This is a genomic window from Marivita sp. S2033 (assembly GCF_046592965.1).
In the GTDB taxonomy this organism is placed as follows: Bacteria; Pseudomonadota; Alphaproteobacteria; order Rhodobacterales; family Rhodobacteraceae; genus Marivita.
The window spans coordinates 629,566-645,410 of record NZ_JBISBV010000001.1 but is presented as its reverse complement, the minus strand read 5'-3'; the positions used below and the strand labels follow the sequence as shown (position 1 = coordinate 645,410).

Below are 15,845 nucleotides of genomic sequence, written 5' to 3'. Positions count from 1 at the left end.
TCGAGGAAAAGGTCGTATTCAAAAGTGGGGATTCGTCACACTGACATCGCTGCCCGCAAACGCCATGATGCAGGAAAATGACCTATTGATATGCCACAAGGACGCCTCATGCGCTTTTCGCTGAACCGCCGCCGCTTTTCCGATTTGTCCGAACAGGAAATTCTGGCGCTCGCCATTTCCTCGGAAGAAGACGACGCCCGCATTTATCGCAGCTATGCCGAACGCCTGCGATCCGAATACCCGGCAACCGCCGCGATCTTCGAAGGCATGGCCCGCGAAGAAGATGGCCACCGCCAAAGTCTCGTGGAACTGCACCGCGACAGGTTCAGTGACACCATTCCTCTGATCCGGCGCGAGCATGTGGCGGGGTTTTACGCCCGCAAGCCGGTCTGGCTGATCGAGAACCTTGGCATCGAGCGTGTGCGCGCCGAAGCGGAGGCGATGGAGCATGACGCCGAGCAATTCTATCTCGCCGCCGCCAAACGCACGACAGATGCCGCGACGCGCAAGTTGCTGGGGGATCTGGCCGCTGCCGAGGCCGGGCATCAGACGACCGCCGAACAGCTCGAAGCCGAACATCTGGATCACGCCTCCCGCACCAGCGAGGAAAACAACGCCCGCCGTCAGTTCGTGCTGACATGGGTGCAGCCCGGTCTTGCCGGTCTGATGGACGGGTCGGTATCGACCCTCGCGCCGATATTCGCCACCGCGTTCGCCACGCATGACACCTGGACGACGTTCCTCGTCGGACTGGCGGCCTCTGTGGGGGCGGGCATCTCGATGGGCTTCACCGAAGCGGCCTCTGATGATGGCCAGTTGTCAGGGCGCGGCTCTCCCTACAAGCGCGGATTCGCCTCTGGCATCATGACCACGCTGGGCGGGTTGGGACATGCCTTGCCTTACCTTATCACCGATTTCTGGACCGCAACGATCATCGCCTTTGTCGTGGTGTTCATCGAGCTTTGGGCGATTGCGTGGATTCAGAACAAGTATATGGACACGCCGTTTTTCCGCGCCGCGATGCAGGTCGTTCTGGGCGGCGCACTGGTCTTTGCCGCCGGTGTTCTGATCGGCAGCGGGTAGGCCCCGGTCGCAAGCAACCGAGGCCAGAGGCAATGTCAGCCCTTGGAGAATTCCGGGTAGGCCTCCATGCCAAGCTCCGCCATGTCGAGCCCGTAGATCTCGTCTTCTTCGGTAACGCGAATGCCGAGCGTTGCCTTGAGCAGCATCCACATCGCAGCGGACGTCACGATGACAAAGATCGCGACAACCGAAATCCCGTAGAGCTGCACGCCAAGTGACGCATCCGGGTTGGTCAGAACCACAGCGAGCGTCCCCCAGATACCGCAGAAGAGGTGAACGGGTACGGCACCGACCACATCGTCGATCCCGAGCCTGTCGAGCAACGGAACACCAAGAACCACGATCATTCCGCCGATGCCGCCGATCAGCGTCGCGATACCCAAGGTCGGCATCAGCGGCTCTGCGGTGATCGAGACAAGACCGGCCAAAGCGCCGTTCAGGGCCATCGTCAGGTCTGGTTTTTTGTAGAGTGCCTGCGTCAGCAACAGTGCCGCAATCGCGCCGCCGGCTGCCGCCGCATTGGTGTTGGCAAAGATACGGCTGATGTCGGCCACATCGCCAACGGTGCCCATCGCCAGTTGCGACCCGCCGTTGAAACCGAACCACCCCATCCAGAGGATGAATGTCCCCAAGGTCGCCAGCGCCAGATTGGAGCCGGGCATCGGCACGGTCTTGCCGCCTTTGTACTTGCCGATGCGCGGCCCGAGAATGATCGCTCCCACCAAAGCCGCCCAGCCGCCGACCGAGTGCACGACCGTGGACCCCGCAAAATCAAGAAACCCCGCCTGATCAAGAAATCCGCCGCCCCATTTCCAGGATGCCTGCAAGGGGTAGATGACCGACGTGAGCACGATCACGAAGGCCAGAAACGGCCACAGCTTGATCCGTTCGGCCAATGCGCCCGACACGATGGAAGCGGTTGCCGCACAGAACATCAGTTGGAAAAAATAGTCGGACCCGGTGGCGGCGTAACCATAATCATCGGCGTTCTCAGCCGTTACGCCAACCGCTTCGAGTACAGCCGGACCCCAGACGCCCGAAAGCACACCCTCGCTCAGCCATGTTCCCAGCGGGTACATCAGGTTATAGCCAATGAGGTAATAAAAGATCGACGCCAGCGAAAACAGCGCGATGTTCTTGGTCAGTTGCATCGTCACGTTCTTGGAACGCACCAGCCCGGCTTCGAGCATCGCAAACCCGGCCGCCATGAAGAACACCAGAAACCCGCCAACGAGAAACAGCAGGGAATTGAGGATGAAGACGCTATCCGTTGACGCCGCAGCCCCCGCCACAGGGCCTTCTTGGCCCATGCCTGTCGCTGGCAGCAGCACAATCGCGGCTGCAACCGAAAAGGGTTTGAAGACTTTTATCATGGTGGTTTCCTCGTTGTGTATCCCGACGTTGGCGCCTGTGGGCCAACGCGTTGCCCCGTCAGAAGACGCAAGCGGGTCACGGAAAGGAAAGTCCGCGCGGCACCGGTTTCGGACGCACGAACGACAAAGTTGCACAATTTTTGCACAATTTTCTAGGTTTGATTAATTTTTAGACTAAAAATAAAGTTGCGTGTCCGGTGCCGACGGTCCACATCGTCGTGAAAACCCACTAAATTGCCGAAAACGAGCAGCATTACAGGCGGTCGACATGACTGATTCACGACGTGGCAAAGGCCGACTGGTGGCGGACCGCCGGTATCCCGGCAAATCCGCCAAGGCCAAGCCGCGAAAGGCCGCCAAACCGCGCAAACCGGCACCGGCAAAGCGCAAGGCCGCAGGCTCAAAGCCAAGACGGGGTATTGTCGGGTTCTTCACCGGCATCATCGGCCTGATCTTCAGGTTCTTCCTTCGGTTGTTCATCCGCGCCGGGCTTGTCGCCGCGCTGATCCTCGCGGCCTTCGTGGGGTATACTTACACGACATTGCCGGAGGTTTCCGCCGCGCTTGACGGGCGTGCGCGCGGGTCGGTCCAACTGCTCGACCGGGACGGTGTGGCGTTTGCCTGGCGGGGCGACCAGTTCGGCGGCGTGGTCACGGCAGAGTCAGTGTCGCCCCATCTCAAGAACGCGGTGGTCGCGACCGAAGACAAACGGTTCTACTCCCATTTCGGCCTCTCTCCGCGCGGCATCGCGTCAGCGGTGCGCATCAACCTCTCCGAAGGGCGCGGGCCGTTATCGGGTCACGGCGGGTCCACGATCACGCAACAGACCGCCAAGCTGCTGTGCCTTGGGGTCAAATACGATCCGAACAACTGGAAGAACGAAGCCGAATACATCGCCGATTGCCGCCGTGGCTCACTGGCCCGAAAGGCCAAGGAGGCCGTCTATTCGTTGGCGATGGAGGTTAAATACACCAAGAATGAAATCCTCTCGATCTACCTCAATCGCGCATATATGGGCGGCGGAGCCTATGGTGCATCGGCAGCGTCAGAGAGGTACTTCTCCAAGCCGGCCTCGGCCCTGACAGCGCAGGAAGCGGCAATGATCGCGGGTTTGCTGACGGCCCCGTCCAGTCTTGCGCCGACATCCAGCCTCGAACGCGCGCAAGCGCGCGCGGCGACGGTGCTGCGGTTGATGAACGATCAGGGCTATCTGAGCGATGCGGAAACCAAGGCCGCCCAAGCCAATCCGGCCACGCTGTCAACCGAGGCGGAGACCAAGACAGGCGGGTATTTTGCGGATTGGGTCATGCAGTCCGGCCCGGATTTCTTTACCCGCGACACGACCGAGGATGTCATCATCCTGACCACGCTGGACCAGCGCATCCAGAAAGCAGCCGAAGACGCGATCAAGGCGATCTTTTCCACCAAGGTGAGCGCAAGCTCCAAAGCCGAAGCGGCAATCGTAGTGATGTCGGCGGACGGTGCCGTGCGCGGCATGGTGGGGGGACGCAAGACCAATGTTTCGGGCGTCTTCAATCGCGCCACGCAGGCGAAACGACAGACGGGATCGGCGTTCAAGCCCTTTGTCTACGCCACGGCGCTGGAACTGGGTTACACCCCGTATGATACGGTCGAGGACGCGCCCTTCTGCATGAACATTCCCGGCTCCGGCAAATGGTGCCCGGAAAACTACAATGCCGGGGTCTATGACGGACCGGTGACCTTGATCGACGCTCTGCGGAGAAGCCTGAACGTGCCGGCGGTCAAAATCTCGGAATCGGTGGGCCGCGATCTGGTGCGCAAGGTGTCCGAGGATTTCGGGATCGACAGCACGCTGACCGACACGCCGGCGCTGGCTCTCGGGGCGTCAGAAGCCTCCTTGCTGGAAATGACAGGGGCCTATGCCGGCATCCTCAACGGCGGCTCTTCGGTCACACCGTACGGGTTGCGCGAATTGCGGCTGAAGGGTGAGGACACGCCGATGATGGGCGCTGGCGGCGGTATCGGCGAACGAGTGATCCGCGAAGACGCAGCGCGGCAACTGATTTGGATGATGGAGAAAGTCGTCTCGAACGGGACCGGAAGCCGGGCAAAGCTACCTGACCGGCAGGCCGCGGGAAAGACAGGCACGACGCAGGCCGCCCGTGATGCGTGGTTCATCGGGTTCACTGCGGACTATGTCGCGGGTGTCTGGATGGGGTATGACGACAACACGCCGCTCACCGACGTGACCGGCGGAGGATTGCCTGCCGAGATCTGGCGCGAAGCGATGGTGCGCGTACATCAGGGCTTGCCCGTCCATCCCCTGCCCATGACAGAGCCGGACGCACCGCGTCAGGTCGTGCAACCCCAGCAGCCACAGCAACAAGCCCCGCAACGCCAACCGCAAAGCGGCAATGCGCTGGAAAACGCACTCAACCAACTCTTACGCGACATCCTTGGCGGCAACTGACGTATCGACACCCCAAAGGCCCGACGCCCCTTTCCATTTCAGACATGGCGCAATAGCGTCAAATCAACATCACTCCGGAGGATAAAATGACCAACCCCATCGAAGCCCGCCTTTCCGAACTCGGCCTGACATTGCCTGACGCGCAAGCGCCTTCCGCCAATTATGTGCCGTTCGTGAAATCCGGTAATCAGATTTTCGTCTCCGGCCAGTTGCCGAATGGACCGGACGGATTGATCAAAGGGAAAGTTGGCGCAGAGCTGGATGTGAACGCCGGTGCCGAAGCGGCCAAATACTGTGCTCTGGGTCTCTTGGCGCAGGCGCGCAAGGCTGCGGATGGCGACTTATCGCGTATTCGTGTGCTCAAATTGGTAGGGTTCGTCAATTCGACCCCTGACTTCGAAGAGCAGCCCAAAGTCGTGAACGGCGCCTCGGACCTGATGGTCGAGGTTCTGGGCGACAATGGCCGTCACGCCCGATCTGCCGTTTCCGCAGGCGCACTGCCGTTCGGTGTTGCGGTCGAGATCGAAGGCATCTTCGAGATCAAATGACCAGGCTGCCATCCGAGTTTCTATCCCGCCCGATTGCGCATCGCGGCTATCACGACAAGACCGCTGGCCGGATCGAAAATAGCCCGGCCGCGTTTGCCGCCGCGATCGCGGCCGGGTACGGGATCGAAATGGATGTGCAACTGTCGTGCGACGGTGTGGCGATGGTGTTCCACGATTACGATCTGGACCGCCTTACCGATCAGACCGGCCCGGTGCGCGACCGCGATGCACGCGCGTTGCAAACCATCGGGTTGAGCGGTGGGGCCGACATGATCCCGACGCTCGACGCAGTGCTGGATCAGGTGAACGGAGCGGCACCGCTGCTGATCGAACTGAAGGACCAGCACGGCGAAATGGGCGAAACCGACGGGACGCTGGAAGTTGCGACGGCGGAGGCGCTGAACGGCTATAGCGGCCCGGTGGCGCTGATGTCGTTCAACCCTCACATGGTTGCCCGACTTCAGACGCTGTGTCCGCATGTGCCGCGCGGCATCATCAGCTCGGCATGGCACAAGGAAAACGACCCCCATGTGCCGGTCGACACACGCGCCAGGCTGGTCGGCATTCCCGATTTCGAACGCGTCGGCGCAAGTTTTATCAGCCACGATGTGAAAGACCTGAAGTCGCCGCGCGTCGAACAGATCAAGGCCAACGGATTCCCGATCTTGTGCTGGACCGTGCGCAGCCCCGAACAGGAGCGTGAGGTGCGCAAGATCGCCGACAATATCACCTTTGAGGGCTACGCCGCTTGAACCCTGCCGAAAGCGGCCCAAGTCTTTAGGGTCACGAGGGATCACCATGCCGCAACCGGCCCAAGCGCCTACACTCTCCGTTACCATGCACCCCTCCATCGCGCAGATCGCTGCGGTGGATTGGGATGAGTGCGCATGTCCGGAAACGTCCGACGGAGGACGACCCTATGATCCGTTTACGACGCATCGATTCCTCTTGGCCCTGGAGGAGAGCGGGTCGGTTGGCCCGGGAACGGGTTGGGAGCCGCGATACCTGACCGCCGAAATGGATGACCAGATCATCGCCTGCGCACCGCTTTACGCCAAGGGCCACAGCCAGGGCGAGTACATTTTCGATCACAACTGGGCGCATGCCTGGGAACAGGCGGGAGGGCGGTACTATCCCAAGCTCCAGATCGCCGTTCCTTTTACCCCCGCCACAGGGCGGCGCTTTCTGACCCGGCCGGGATACGAGGTCGAAGGCATGAGCGCCTTGATCCAAGGCGCGGTGCAGGTTGCATCAGAGAACGATTTGTCCTCGCTGCACGTCACGTTTTGCACCGAAGCCGAAGCCATTGCCGGCGAGCGGATCGGCCTATTGCGCCGTCGCACGCAGCAATACCATTGGCAGAATCGCGGTTACGACAGCTTTGACGCATTCCTGGGAGACCTGAGTTCGCGCAAGCGCAAGGCCATTCGCAAGGAACGCCAACGCGCGCAGGCCTTTGGCGGCACGATACATCACTTCAGCGGCGATGACATCCGCCCCGAACACTGGGATGCTTTCTGGGAGTTTTACCAAGACACCGGCGCGCGGAAATGGGGCACACCCTATCTGACACGCCGGTTTTTTGATATTGCGCAGGACACGTTGCGCAACGACATCCTGTTGGTGATGGCGCAGCGTGACGGTGCGTGGGTCGCTGGTGCCCTCAATGTGATCGGTCGAGACACACTTTACGGGCGCTATTGGGGGTGCACCGAAGATCATCCCTGCCTGCATTTCGAACTCTGCTATTATCAGGCGATGGACTATGCCATCGCGCACGGCCACACTCGTGTCGAAGCTGGCGCACAAGGTGATCACAAGTTGTCGCGCGGGTATCTTCCGGTGCCGATCCATTCGCTGCACTGGATCGCAGACGCCGGCTTTGCGGACGCCGTTGCGCGTTTCCTTGAAGCCGAATCCGACGCGGTGGACGATGATATCGAGGTGCTGACCAGCTACGGTCCGTTCCGAAAAGCTCAGATTGAGGATCAACAATGACCGAAAAACTGTCCGACACCGCCCGAAAAACCGTTCTGGAACCCCTGTTCGAGGCCGGATGGGAACTCGATACGGACCGAGATGCCATCTGCAAAACCTTCTCGTTTCAGGATTTTACCGAGGCGTTTGCCTGGATGACCCGTGCTGCGATGTATGCCGAAAAATGGAACCACCACCCCGAGTGGCGCAACGTTTACAACAAGGTGCACGTCACGTTGACCACGCATGACGTGGACGGCCTGTCTGCGCTGGACGCGAAACTGGCACGCAAGATGGACGGGCTGTAGGGGCCGGAATTTCCAAGCCAAGGCACGCGCATACCGCTGAATTTCGGCGTTTCCTTGCCGGTTCGCTTCGCCTAACCTGCGCGCAATGGTGCGCTATGTTCTCAAAAGATTGCTCTCTCTCGGGCTGAGCCTGATTGTCGCGTCGATGGTGATCTTCGTCGTGGTAGAGGTCGCGCCCGGCGATCCGGCCAGCTTTATGCTGGGCATCAACGCGCAACCTGACACGGTCGCGGCCTTACGCGCCGAACTGGGCCTCGATCAATCCCGACCCGACCGATATCTGAGCTGGGTCACCGGCATGCTGTCGGGCGATTTCGGCACCTCCTATACCTACCGGGCGCCGGTGGCGCGCATGATTGCGGACCGCCTTTGGGTGTCGCTCCCCCTTGCGCTCTATGCGCTTGCGCTGTCGACGCTGATCGCCTTCCCTGCCGGTATTTTTGCCGCTGCGCGGCGTGGTGGGCCGGGCGACCTGACGGTCATGGGCGCAACGCAATTGGGCGTCGCCATTCCGAACTTCTGGTTTGCGATGATGCTTGTGCTGGTCTTTGCCATCAACCTGCGCTGGTTCAGCGCCGGTGGGTTTCCCGGCTGGGATCCGGGTTTCTGGGCCGGGATCAAGGCGCTCACGCTGCCGGCCATCGCGCTCGCGTTGCCGCAGGCGGCAATCCTGGCGCGCGTGATGCGCTCGTCGCTGCTCGATATTCTGGGAGAGGATTTCATGCGCACGGCCCGCGCCAAGGGTCTCTCGGCGCAACAGGCGTTGTGGCGCCACGGTTTGCGCAATGCGCTGATCCCGGTGTTGACGATCATGGGACTGCAATTCGCCTTTCTTCTGGCCGGAGCAATCATCATCGAACAGGTGTTCTTTCTGCCGGGACTCGGGCGGCTGATTTTCCAATCCATCACCCAACGCGATCTGATCGTCGTGGAATCGGTGGTCATGCTCTTGGTCTTTGCGGTCATCATGGTGAACTTCCTCGTCGATCTGGCCTACGCAATCGTCGATCCACGACTGAGATCGCGCTCGTGACCCGCAATCTGGCCATCGGCGGCGCGTTGACTGCACTGTTTGTGCTTGCCGCCCTGATCTCCTTCGTCTGGACTCCCGCGAGTGTTGAGACGATGAACATCGCCGGTCGCCTCACTCCGCCGAACTCGACCAATTTACTTGGAACTGACCATTTCGGCCGCGACATCCTTTCGATGCTCATGGTCGGCGCGCGCACGTCGATTGCCGTGGCGCTTGTGGCGGTGGGCATCGGCATGGGCCTTGGCGTGCCGCTAGGACTCGCGGCGGCGGCCAGACGCGGCAGCATGATTGACGAGGTCATCATGCGCATGAACGACCTCATCTTCGCCTTTCCCTCATTGGTCATCGCGATCTTGATCACTGCCGTGTTCGGCCCCAGCGCCACAAACGCCATCATCGCCATCGGCATCTTCAACATCCCGGTTTTTGCCCGCATCACCCGTGGTGCCGCGCTCAGCCTGTGGAAGCGCGAATTCATCATGGCCGCGCAAGTGGCTGGCAAAGGCCATGTTCGTATCAGCGCGGAACACATACTGCCGAATGTTGCCAACCTGTTGATCGTGCAAGGCACCATCCAGTTCTCGCTCGGTATCCTCGCCGAGGCGGGGCTGAGCTATGTCGGCCTTGGCGCGCAGCCGCCCACACCCAGTTGGGGGCGCATGTTGGCGGATGCGCAGACGATGGTATCGCTCGCTCCGCACGTCGCCCTGATCCCCGGTCTGACCATCGTGGCGATGGTGCTGGGCCTGAATCTGCTGGGCGACGGATTGCGCGATGCGCTTGATCCGCGCCTCAGGGTGGTGCGTGCATGACCCTTCTCCGTATCGAAAACCTCTCCGTGTCGATCTTTCACAAGCCGATCCTGAACGGCATTTCCTTGAACATATCCAAAGGCGAAATCACCGCGCTGACGGGCGAAAGCGGTTCCGGGAAATCAATGACCGCATTCGCGACAATGGGTCTGCTGCCCAGAAGCACCCGAACCAGCGGAGCGATCACGTTCGACGGAAAGAACCTGCTCACGCAACCGGAGTCCGCGTTGTGCAACTTGCGCGGCCGCGAGATCGGCATGGTATTTCAGGAGCCCATGACAGCGCTCAATCCGGTGCAGACCATCGGAGCGCAAGTGCGCGAAACCATCCTGATCCACAATGCAATGCCGCCCGATCAAGCCACCGACCGGACCCGCGACGTCCTCGCTCGCGTCGGGCTGCCACCGGATCGTGTACCGCCTGGCCGATATCCGCATGAACTGAGCGGCGGTCAGCGCCAGCGCGTCGTGATCGCCATGGCCATCGCCCTGCGCCCGCGCCTGTTGATTGCGGACGAACCGACAACCGCGCTTGACGTGACGACTCAGGCGCAAATCCTCGATCTCCTCAAAGCGCTGGCCCGGCAAAACGGCATGGCGCTGATGATGATCACGCATGATCTCGCGGTGGTCAGTGAGATGGCCGATACACTGCACGTCATGCGCCGTGGCGACATCGTGGAAAGCGGCCCGACACGCGAAGTTCTGCGCCACATGCGCCACCCCTATACGCGCCAGTTGTTCGAAGCCTCGCGCCATAAGGCCGATCTTAGCGCATCCAAGGCCGACGCGCCGCTCTTGTCAGTGCAAAACGTCACCCGCGACTATCCCCTCACCCGGCAATCCCTCTTTGGACCGCGCCAAACGTTTCGCGCCGTCAACAATGTGAGCTTTGAAATCAAGCGTGGTGAACGGGTTGGGCTGGTCGGCGAATCCGGCTGCGGGAAATCCACCCTCACGCGCGCCATCCTCGGACTGGAGCCCACGCAACACGGCCAGATCACCCTTGATGGCACGCCCGTCTGGACGAGCGGACCGAATGTATCCGTGCGCCGCAAGATGCAAGTGGTGTTTCAGGATCCCTATGGCAGCTTCAATCCCCGCCACAAGGTCGCGCGCCTCATCACCGAGCCGTTTCACCTGCTCGAGACCCCGCCGACGGGTGCGAAACGCGCCAGAGCTATCGCGGAGGCGCTGACGGCAGTCGGTCTTGAGCCGGGCGACGCTGACAAGCACATCCACGCCTTCTCCGGTGGTCAGCGCCAGCGGATCGCCATCGCCCGCGCCCTCATCATCAAGCCGCAACTTATCATCTTCGACGAAGCGGTGTCGGCCCTCGATGTGCGGGTACGCGCTCAAATTCTCGACCTCATGGCGCAGCTCAGCCGAGATTACGGTCTGACGTATCTGTTCATCAGTCACGACCTGAGCGTCGTACGTTCGATCACCGATCGCGTGCTGGTCATGCGCGCCGGAGAAATCATTGAAGATCGTCCGACTGACGCCCTGTTCGACAGTCCAAGCCATCCATACACACGCACCCTGATCGACGCGGCGCCGCGACTGCCCGCGTTTGCGGAGGCCACTCATGCTGCCCAACCTTCCATTTGACCCAAGCCATTGCCTGATCGACGGCACATGGCGCGCCACAAATGCCACCCTGCCGCTGATCAATCCGTCCACGGGCGAAACCCTGTGCAACATCGCACGCAGTTTCGAAGACGACGTGAACGCCGCCGTTATCGCCGCACGATCTGCACTGGAAGACACCTGGGGCAGGATGACCGCGCTTGAACGGGGCCGTTGCCTGACCCGGCTTGGTCAGCTGGTGCTGGACAACGCCGATCTGCTCACGACGCTCGAAGCACTGGATGTGGGTAAGCCGCTATCACAGGCGCATGCCGACGCCGTTGCGCTTGCACGGTATTGCGAATTTTACGGCGGCGCGGCCGACAAGCTACACGGCCAGACGATCCCGTATCTCGACGGCTACACCGTCTATACCCTGCGCGAACCCCACGGCGTGACAGGCCATATCGTGCCGTGGAATTATCCGATGCAGATCATCGGTCGCTCGGTCGGTGCCGCCCTCGCCATGGGCAATGCCTGCGTTCTGAAGCCTGCCGAAGACGCGTGCCTGACCGCGCTGATTTTTGCCCATCTCGCCAAAGAGGCAGGCTTTCCCGACGGCGCGCTGAACGTCATTCCGGGCCTCGGGTCCGAAGCCGGCGCCGCGCTGGCTCGCCATTCCGGAATCCAGCATCTGAGCTTCACCGGCTCGGTGCGAACCGGCAAGGCGATCCAGATCGCCGCCGCTGCAAACGTGGTGCCGGTCACGTTGGAGTTGGGCGGCAAATCCCCCCAGATCGTGTTCGCCGATGCCGATCTCGACGCCGCGTTACCGTTTCTCGTGAATGCAGGGCTGCAAAACGCGGGTCAGACCTGCTCTGCCGCATCGCGTATTCTGATCCAGCAAAACGTCTATGACGAGGTCGCGGACCGTATGGCGGACGCTTACCGGGCCAAGACCATCGCCCCGGCCTGCGACGATCCTGATATCGGCCCGCTGATTTCGATCCGCCAGAAAGAGCGTCTGGAAACGACCCTGCGCGCAGCACAGGACCTGACCTGCATTGCCCGGACTCCCATGCCGCAAAACCTTCCTGAAGGCGGTGCTTACGTACAACCACGGCTTTACGGCCCGACGCCGCCGGATCATCCGCTTGCCCAGGACGAGCTTTTCGGACCGGTGCAGGTCTTGATCCCGTTTGACACGGAGACGGACGCGCTCGAGATTGCCAACGGCACCGAGTACGGCCTCGTCGCTGGCGTCTGGACGCAGGACGGCGCGCGGCAAATGCGTCTGGCAAAAGCGCTCAGAAGCGGGCAGGTTTTCCTGAACAACTACGGCGCGGGGGGCGGGGTTGAACTGCCCTTTGGCGGCGTCGGGAAATCCGGCCACGGCCGGGAAAAAGGGTTCGAGGCACTTTACGGGTTCTCCACGCTCAAGACCGTCGCCGCGCGACATGGATAAAGGAACATCACGATGAAACTCAAAGGCAAAACCGCCATCGTCACCGGCGCCGCATCGGGCTTTGGCGCAGGAATCGCGCGTAAGTTCGCCGCCGACGGGGCGCGAGTCATGGTGGTTGACCTCAATGAACCGGACGCAAACAACATCGCCGATGAGATCGGCGGCATCGCCTATCGGTGTGATGTCTCGAGCGGCAATCAGGTCTCGGATATGATCGAAAGCGCGCTGACAGAGATGGGTCACATCGACATTCTCGTGAACAACGCCGGGATCACCCATCTGCCAACTCCGCTTGAAGAAGTCAGCGAGGAAGATTTCGACCGCGTCTTTGCCGTCAACTGCAAATCCGTCTACCTGACCGCCCGCGCCATCGTTCCGCATTTCAAACATCGCGGCAGCGGCGCGATCCTGAATATCGCCTCCACCGCAGGCGTGTCGCCGCGACCCCGGCTGAATTGGTATAACGCCTCAAAGGGCTGGGTGATCACGGCGACACGCACACTGGCGGTCGAACTTGCGCCTGAGGGTATCCGCGTCAACGCGCTCAATCCGGTGGCTGGTGAAACCCCGCTGCTCAAAAGCTTCATGGGCGAAGACACGCCGGAAACACGGGCCAAATTTCTATCGACGATCCCCCTCGGCCGCTTTTCGCAGCCCGAGGATCTCGGCAATGCCGCCGCCTTTCTCTGCTCGGACGAGGCCAGCATGATCACCGGCGTATGTATGGAAGTCGACGGAGGCCGCTGCATATGATCTCTCATTCTTCTTGCCGGAAATATCCCGGGGGGTCCGGGGGGCTGGCCCCCCGGCCTGTCGCGGCATGAGACCCGGTCCACGCAATCTCATCACCGACGTGGCCGGCCTCAAAGTGGGCAACGCTCAGGACGACGGCCTGAAATCGGGCACCACCGTTCTCTTGTCCGAAGACGGCCCCATGACCACCAGCTACGCCGTCATGGGCGGTGCACCCGGCACCCGCGACACCGATTTGCTGGAACCTGATAAAACCGTTCCCGGTGTCGACGCGCTTGTGCTTTCAGGCGGATCGGCCTTTGGTCTTGCCGCCGCACAGGGCGTGATGGACGCGCTGGCAGAGCAAGGCCGGGGCTTCGCCGTTCACAGCGCCCGAGTTCCAATCGTTCCAGCCGCGATCCTGTTTGATCTGCTCAATCATGGCGACAAGAACTGGACGGAAAACCCTTATCCCGCCCTGGGGCGCGCCGCCTTGGTCGATGCGCGTCATGACTTCCGGATCGGGACCGCAGGTGCCGGCACCGGTGCCACCGACGCGCGGCACAAGGGCGGGCTCGGTTCAGCCTCGTTCAGGTTGGCGGATGGCACGACCATCGGAGCGCTGGTGGCTGTCAACGCTCTGGGCAGCGCAACCACACCCTCGGGCAAACATTTCTGGGCGGCTCCGTTCGAGGTCAGAGGGGAGTTCGGCGGCCTCGGGCCTGATCCTGAAATCGGACTGCAACCGTTGCCCGCGAGCCGCAAGGCACAGGCGATGGCCAGCCATGCCAACACCACGATTGCCATCGTCGCGACCGACGCGATGCTGGACAAGGCGGGGTGCAAACGGCTTGCGACGGCGGCGCATGATGGCATGGCCCGTGCCATCGTGCCAGCGCACACTCCGTTCGATGGCGATCTCGTATTTGCGTCAAGCACCGCACGACGGCGCCCGCCAAGCGAGGACATCGCCCCGCTTCTTGGCCATTACGCGGCGGTCTCCCTGTCACGCGCTATTGCCCGCGCGATCTGGGAAGCCACTCCAAGCGACGGGGATGCCTTGCCGACCTTCCGCAACTCATTAAGCTAAGGTGGCCGACAACCCGCTGCACCACGACGTTCGTCAGCGCAGGATCGGCGGCTTGGCCGGATCACTTCCCGGAGCCACCGGCGTCAGCCGCTCTAGGATTTCAGGTTCTGGCAAATCGAAACGCAACCCGACACGCGCCAACTGTGCCGTTACCGGATCGCTGTCGCGCAGGAACACCACGTCAAGCGTGGCGGCCTCCAGACCGGAGAACACCAAGGCTTCCTGGATCGCGCGTGCCAATGCGCTTTCAGCACCTGGCACGGTGCCGGTGAAACCGATCAAATGGCCACGCACACCGCTGTCGTAGACAACCTCGGCCAGATACCCCCGCCGCGCCAATCCAGTGGTCGTGCGCAGCTTCGCATCTATTGCTTCCAGCAACCCGTCCGGCAACCCCGATGGCGCGCGAAACTCCTCTGGACGAGCTTCAGCCTCAACCGGAGCGGTGCGCACGGTTTCGGCCAACCAATCAACCGCCTCGGCCGGCAACAGGATCGCCGACGGCGCAATGTCGGGGTTCAGCGCCAGCCCGATGCCCTGACCCATCAACATTCCTGACACAGCGCGCCCTGACAGTGCCGCATAGGGCACGGCGCGCCCCGCGAATGCACTCAGGCGGTCTTCGGTATCAAAGACCAGCACGTAGCGCGCATCCTCAACCTCGAAAAGTTCCGGCACGGCCTGATCGCCGTCAGCTTCCTGTGCGAGCATCAGGAACAGTTCGGCTTCGGCCAGACGATCGTAAAAACGCAACCGCGCGGTGCTGTCATCGGGCGCAGCCTCCATCGCGGTATGCGCGCGGTCCAACGGAGTTTGCTCAGTCATGCCATCACCTCTTCCACCCGCGCACGCAAGGCGGGCAACACCTCGGTTTCGAACCACGGGTTCTTCCTGATCCAAGCCGTATTGCGCCAACTGGGATGCGGCAAGGGCAGAACCCCCGGCCAATGGTCGCGCCACGCCTGAACGGTCTCGGTCACACCCGTTTTCACACCCAGATGGTATTTCTGCGCATAGCCACCGATCACCAGTTTCAAGGCCACATCACCAACATGCCCCAGAACCTCGTCGTGCCATGTCTGACGGCAGATCGCGGGCGGTGGAAGATCGGACCCGGCGGCGTTATAGCCCGGAAAACAGAACCCCATCGGCACGATGGCAACCCGGCTCTGATCGTAAAATGCATCGCGGTCCAGCCCGAGCCAGTCGCGCAGGCGGTCGCCGGACGGGTCATCGAACGGTATGCGGCTGGTGTGTGCCCGCATCCCCGGTGCCTGCGAACAAATCAACAGGCGCGCGCCGGGGCGGAACCAAACGACCGGTTTGGGCGCATGGCGCGTGGCGGTGACGGCAAAGCGGTCTGCACATAGCGTGCATTTAGAAAGGCGATCCTGAACTCTCATG

General features: G+C 61.6%; 15 protein-coding genes. 12 read left to right on the top strand and 3 right to left on the bottom strand.

Annotated elements, in window-relative coordinates:
• The first annotated feature begins 108 nt into the window (after window positions 1-108).
• Entirely contained in the window at window positions 109-1,083 is a 975-nt protein-coding gene (gene mbfA / locus ACGKZZ_RS03035; RefSeq protein WP_411221954.1) for an iron exporter MbfA, read from the top strand.
• A gap of 35 nt (window positions 1,084-1,118) precedes the next feature.
• Here the strand turns inward: mbfA and ACGKZZ_RS03030 are convergent, their stop codons facing one another.
• Window positions 1,119-2,393 carry an ammonium transporter gene (locus ACGKZZ_RS03030; RefSeq protein ID WP_411222199.1) on the bottom strand — a complete coding sequence of 425 codons (1,275 nt, stop codon included), beginning with the start codon at window positions 2,391-2,393 and terminating at the stop codon, window positions 1,119-1,121.
• Window positions 2,394-2,724: 331 nt separating this feature from the next.
• Between ACGKZZ_RS03030 and ACGKZZ_RS03025 the strand changes: the two genes are divergently transcribed.
• From ACGKZZ_RS03025 to ACGKZZ_RS02975, 11 genes are all read left to right on the top strand, one after another.
• Entirely contained in the window at window positions 2,725-4,908 is a 2,184-nt protein-coding gene (locus tag ACGKZZ_RS03025; RefSeq protein ID WP_411221953.1) for a transglycosylase domain-containing protein, read from the top strand.
• An 86-nt stretch (window positions 4,909-4,994) separates the two neighbouring features.
• Window positions 4,995-5,456, top strand: coding sequence for a RidA family protein (locus tag ACGKZZ_RS03020; protein ID WP_411221952.1), 462 nt, complete (start codon window positions 4,995-4,997; stop codon window positions 5,454-5,456).
• Window positions 5,453-6,208, top strand: coding sequence for a glycerophosphodiester phosphodiesterase family protein (locus tag ACGKZZ_RS03015; RefSeq protein ID WP_411221951.1), 756 nt, complete (start codon window positions 5,453-5,455; stop codon window positions 6,206-6,208). Before ACGKZZ_RS03020 ends, ACGKZZ_RS03015 begins: the two co-directional genes overlap by 4 nt.
• A gap of 85 nt (window positions 6,209-6,293) precedes the next feature.
• Window positions 6,294-7,454: a GNAT family N-acetyltransferase gene (locus ACGKZZ_RS03010; RefSeq protein WP_411221949.1), complete on the top strand. Its 1,161-nt coding sequence runs from the start codon at window positions 6,294-6,296 to the stop codon at window positions 7,452-7,454.
• Complete coding sequence (locus ACGKZZ_RS03005) at window positions 7,451-7,741, top strand: 4a-hydroxytetrahydrobiopterin dehydratase (RefSeq protein WP_411221948.1); 291 nt, start codon at window positions 7,451-7,453, stop codon at window positions 7,739-7,741. Before ACGKZZ_RS03010 ends, ACGKZZ_RS03005 begins: the two co-directional genes overlap by 4 nt.
• An 85-nt stretch (window positions 7,742-7,826) precedes the next feature.
• A complete protein-coding gene (locus ACGKZZ_RS03000; protein WP_411221947.1) occupies window positions 7,827-8,774 on the top strand; it encodes an ABC transporter permease in 948 nt (315 codons plus the stop codon).
• Entirely contained in the window at window positions 8,771-9,586 is an 816-nt protein-coding gene (locus ACGKZZ_RS02995) for an ABC transporter permease (protein WP_411221946.1), read from the top strand. The genes ACGKZZ_RS03000 and ACGKZZ_RS02995 overlap by 4 nt, the downstream gene beginning before the upstream one ends.
• A complete protein-coding gene (locus ACGKZZ_RS02990; protein WP_411221945.1) occupies window positions 9,583-11,196 on the top strand; it encodes an ABC transporter ATP-binding protein in 1,614 nt (537 codons plus the stop codon). Before ACGKZZ_RS02995 ends, ACGKZZ_RS02990 begins: the two co-directional genes overlap by 4 nt.
• Window positions 11,174-12,619 (top strand): aldehyde dehydrogenase family protein, encoded by a 1,446-nt coding sequence (locus ACGKZZ_RS02985; RefSeq protein ID WP_411221944.1) that lies wholly within the window; start codon window positions 11,174-11,176, stop codon window positions 12,617-12,619. Before ACGKZZ_RS02990 ends, ACGKZZ_RS02985 begins: the two co-directional genes overlap by 23 nt.
• Window positions 12,620-12,631: 12 nt before the next feature.
• Complete coding sequence (locus ACGKZZ_RS02980) at window positions 12,632-13,372, top strand: SDR family oxidoreductase (RefSeq protein WP_411221943.1); 741 nt, start codon at window positions 12,632-12,634, stop codon at window positions 13,370-13,372.
• 67 nt (window positions 13,373-13,439) lie between these two features.
• Complete coding sequence (locus ACGKZZ_RS02975) at window positions 13,440-14,441, top strand: P1 family peptidase (protein WP_411221942.1); 1,002 nt, start codon at window positions 13,440-13,442, stop codon at window positions 14,439-14,441.
• Between the two features lie 33 nt (window positions 14,442-14,474).
• Here ACGKZZ_RS02975 and ACGKZZ_RS02970 read toward each other — a convergent pair whose 3' ends face one another.
• Window positions 14,475-15,266, bottom strand: coding sequence for an SseB family protein (locus ACGKZZ_RS02970; protein ID WP_411221941.1), 792 nt, complete (start codon window positions 15,264-15,266; stop codon window positions 14,475-14,477).
• The gene (locus ACGKZZ_RS02965) at window positions 15,263-15,844 is read right to left on the bottom strand and encodes a uracil-DNA glycosylase family protein (RefSeq protein WP_411221939.1); all 582 of its coding nucleotides are present in this window, start codon (window positions 15,842-15,844) and stop codon (window positions 15,263-15,265) included. Before ACGKZZ_RS02965 ends, ACGKZZ_RS02970 begins: the two co-directional genes overlap by 4 nt.
• Window position 15,845 lies beyond the last annotated feature (1 nt).

Coding starts and splice junctions, on each gene's coding strand:
- ACGKZZ_RS03000 (WP_411221947.1), top strand. CDS start 7,827: ATGGTGCGCTATGTTCTCAAAAGATTGCTCTCTCTCGGGCTGAGCCTG.
- ACGKZZ_RS02980 (WP_411221943.1), top strand. CDS start 12,632: ATGAAACTCAAAGGCAAAACCGCCATCGTCACCGGCGCCGCATCGGGC.
- ACGKZZ_RS03005 (WP_411221948.1), top strand. CDS start 7,451: ATGACCGAAAAACTGTCCGACACCGCCCGAAAAACCGTTCTGGAACCC.
- ACGKZZ_RS03020 (WP_411221952.1), top strand. CDS start 4,995: ATGACCAACCCCATCGAAGCCCGCCTTTCCGAACTCGGCCTGACATTG.
- ACGKZZ_RS02965 (WP_411221939.1), bottom strand. CDS start 15,844: ATGAGAGTTCAGGATCGCCTTTCTAAATGCACGCTATGTGCAGACCGC.
- ACGKZZ_RS03010 (WP_411221949.1), top strand. CDS start 6,294: ATGCACCCCTCCATCGCGCAGATCGCTGCGGTGGATTGGGATGAGTGC.
- ACGKZZ_RS02990 (WP_411221945.1), top strand. CDS start 9,583: ATGACCCTTCTCCGTATCGAAAACCTCTCCGTGTCGATCTTTCACAAG.
- ACGKZZ_RS02970 (WP_411221941.1), bottom strand. CDS start 15,266: ATGACTGAGCAAACTCCGTTGGACCGCGCGCATACCGCGATGGAGGCT.
- ACGKZZ_RS02975 (WP_411221942.1), top strand. CDS start 13,440: ATGAGACCCGGTCCACGCAATCTCATCACCGACGTGGCCGGCCTCAAA.
- ACGKZZ_RS03030 (WP_411222199.1), bottom strand. CDS start 2,393: ATGGGCCAAGAAGGCCCTGTGGCGGGGGCTGCGGCGTCAACGGATAGC.
- ACGKZZ_RS03015 (WP_411221951.1), top strand. CDS start 5,453: ATGACCAGGCTGCCATCCGAGTTTCTATCCCGCCCGATTGCGCATCGC.
- ACGKZZ_RS02985 (WP_411221944.1), top strand. CDS start 11,174: ATGCTGCCCAACCTTCCATTTGACCCAAGCCATTGCCTGATCGACGGC.
- mbfA (WP_411221954.1), top strand. CDS start 109: ATGCGCTTTTCGCTGAACCGCCGCCGCTTTTCCGATTTGTCCGAACAG.
- ACGKZZ_RS03025 (WP_411221953.1), top strand. CDS start 2,725: ATGACTGATTCACGACGTGGCAAAGGCCGACTGGTGGCGGACCGCCGG.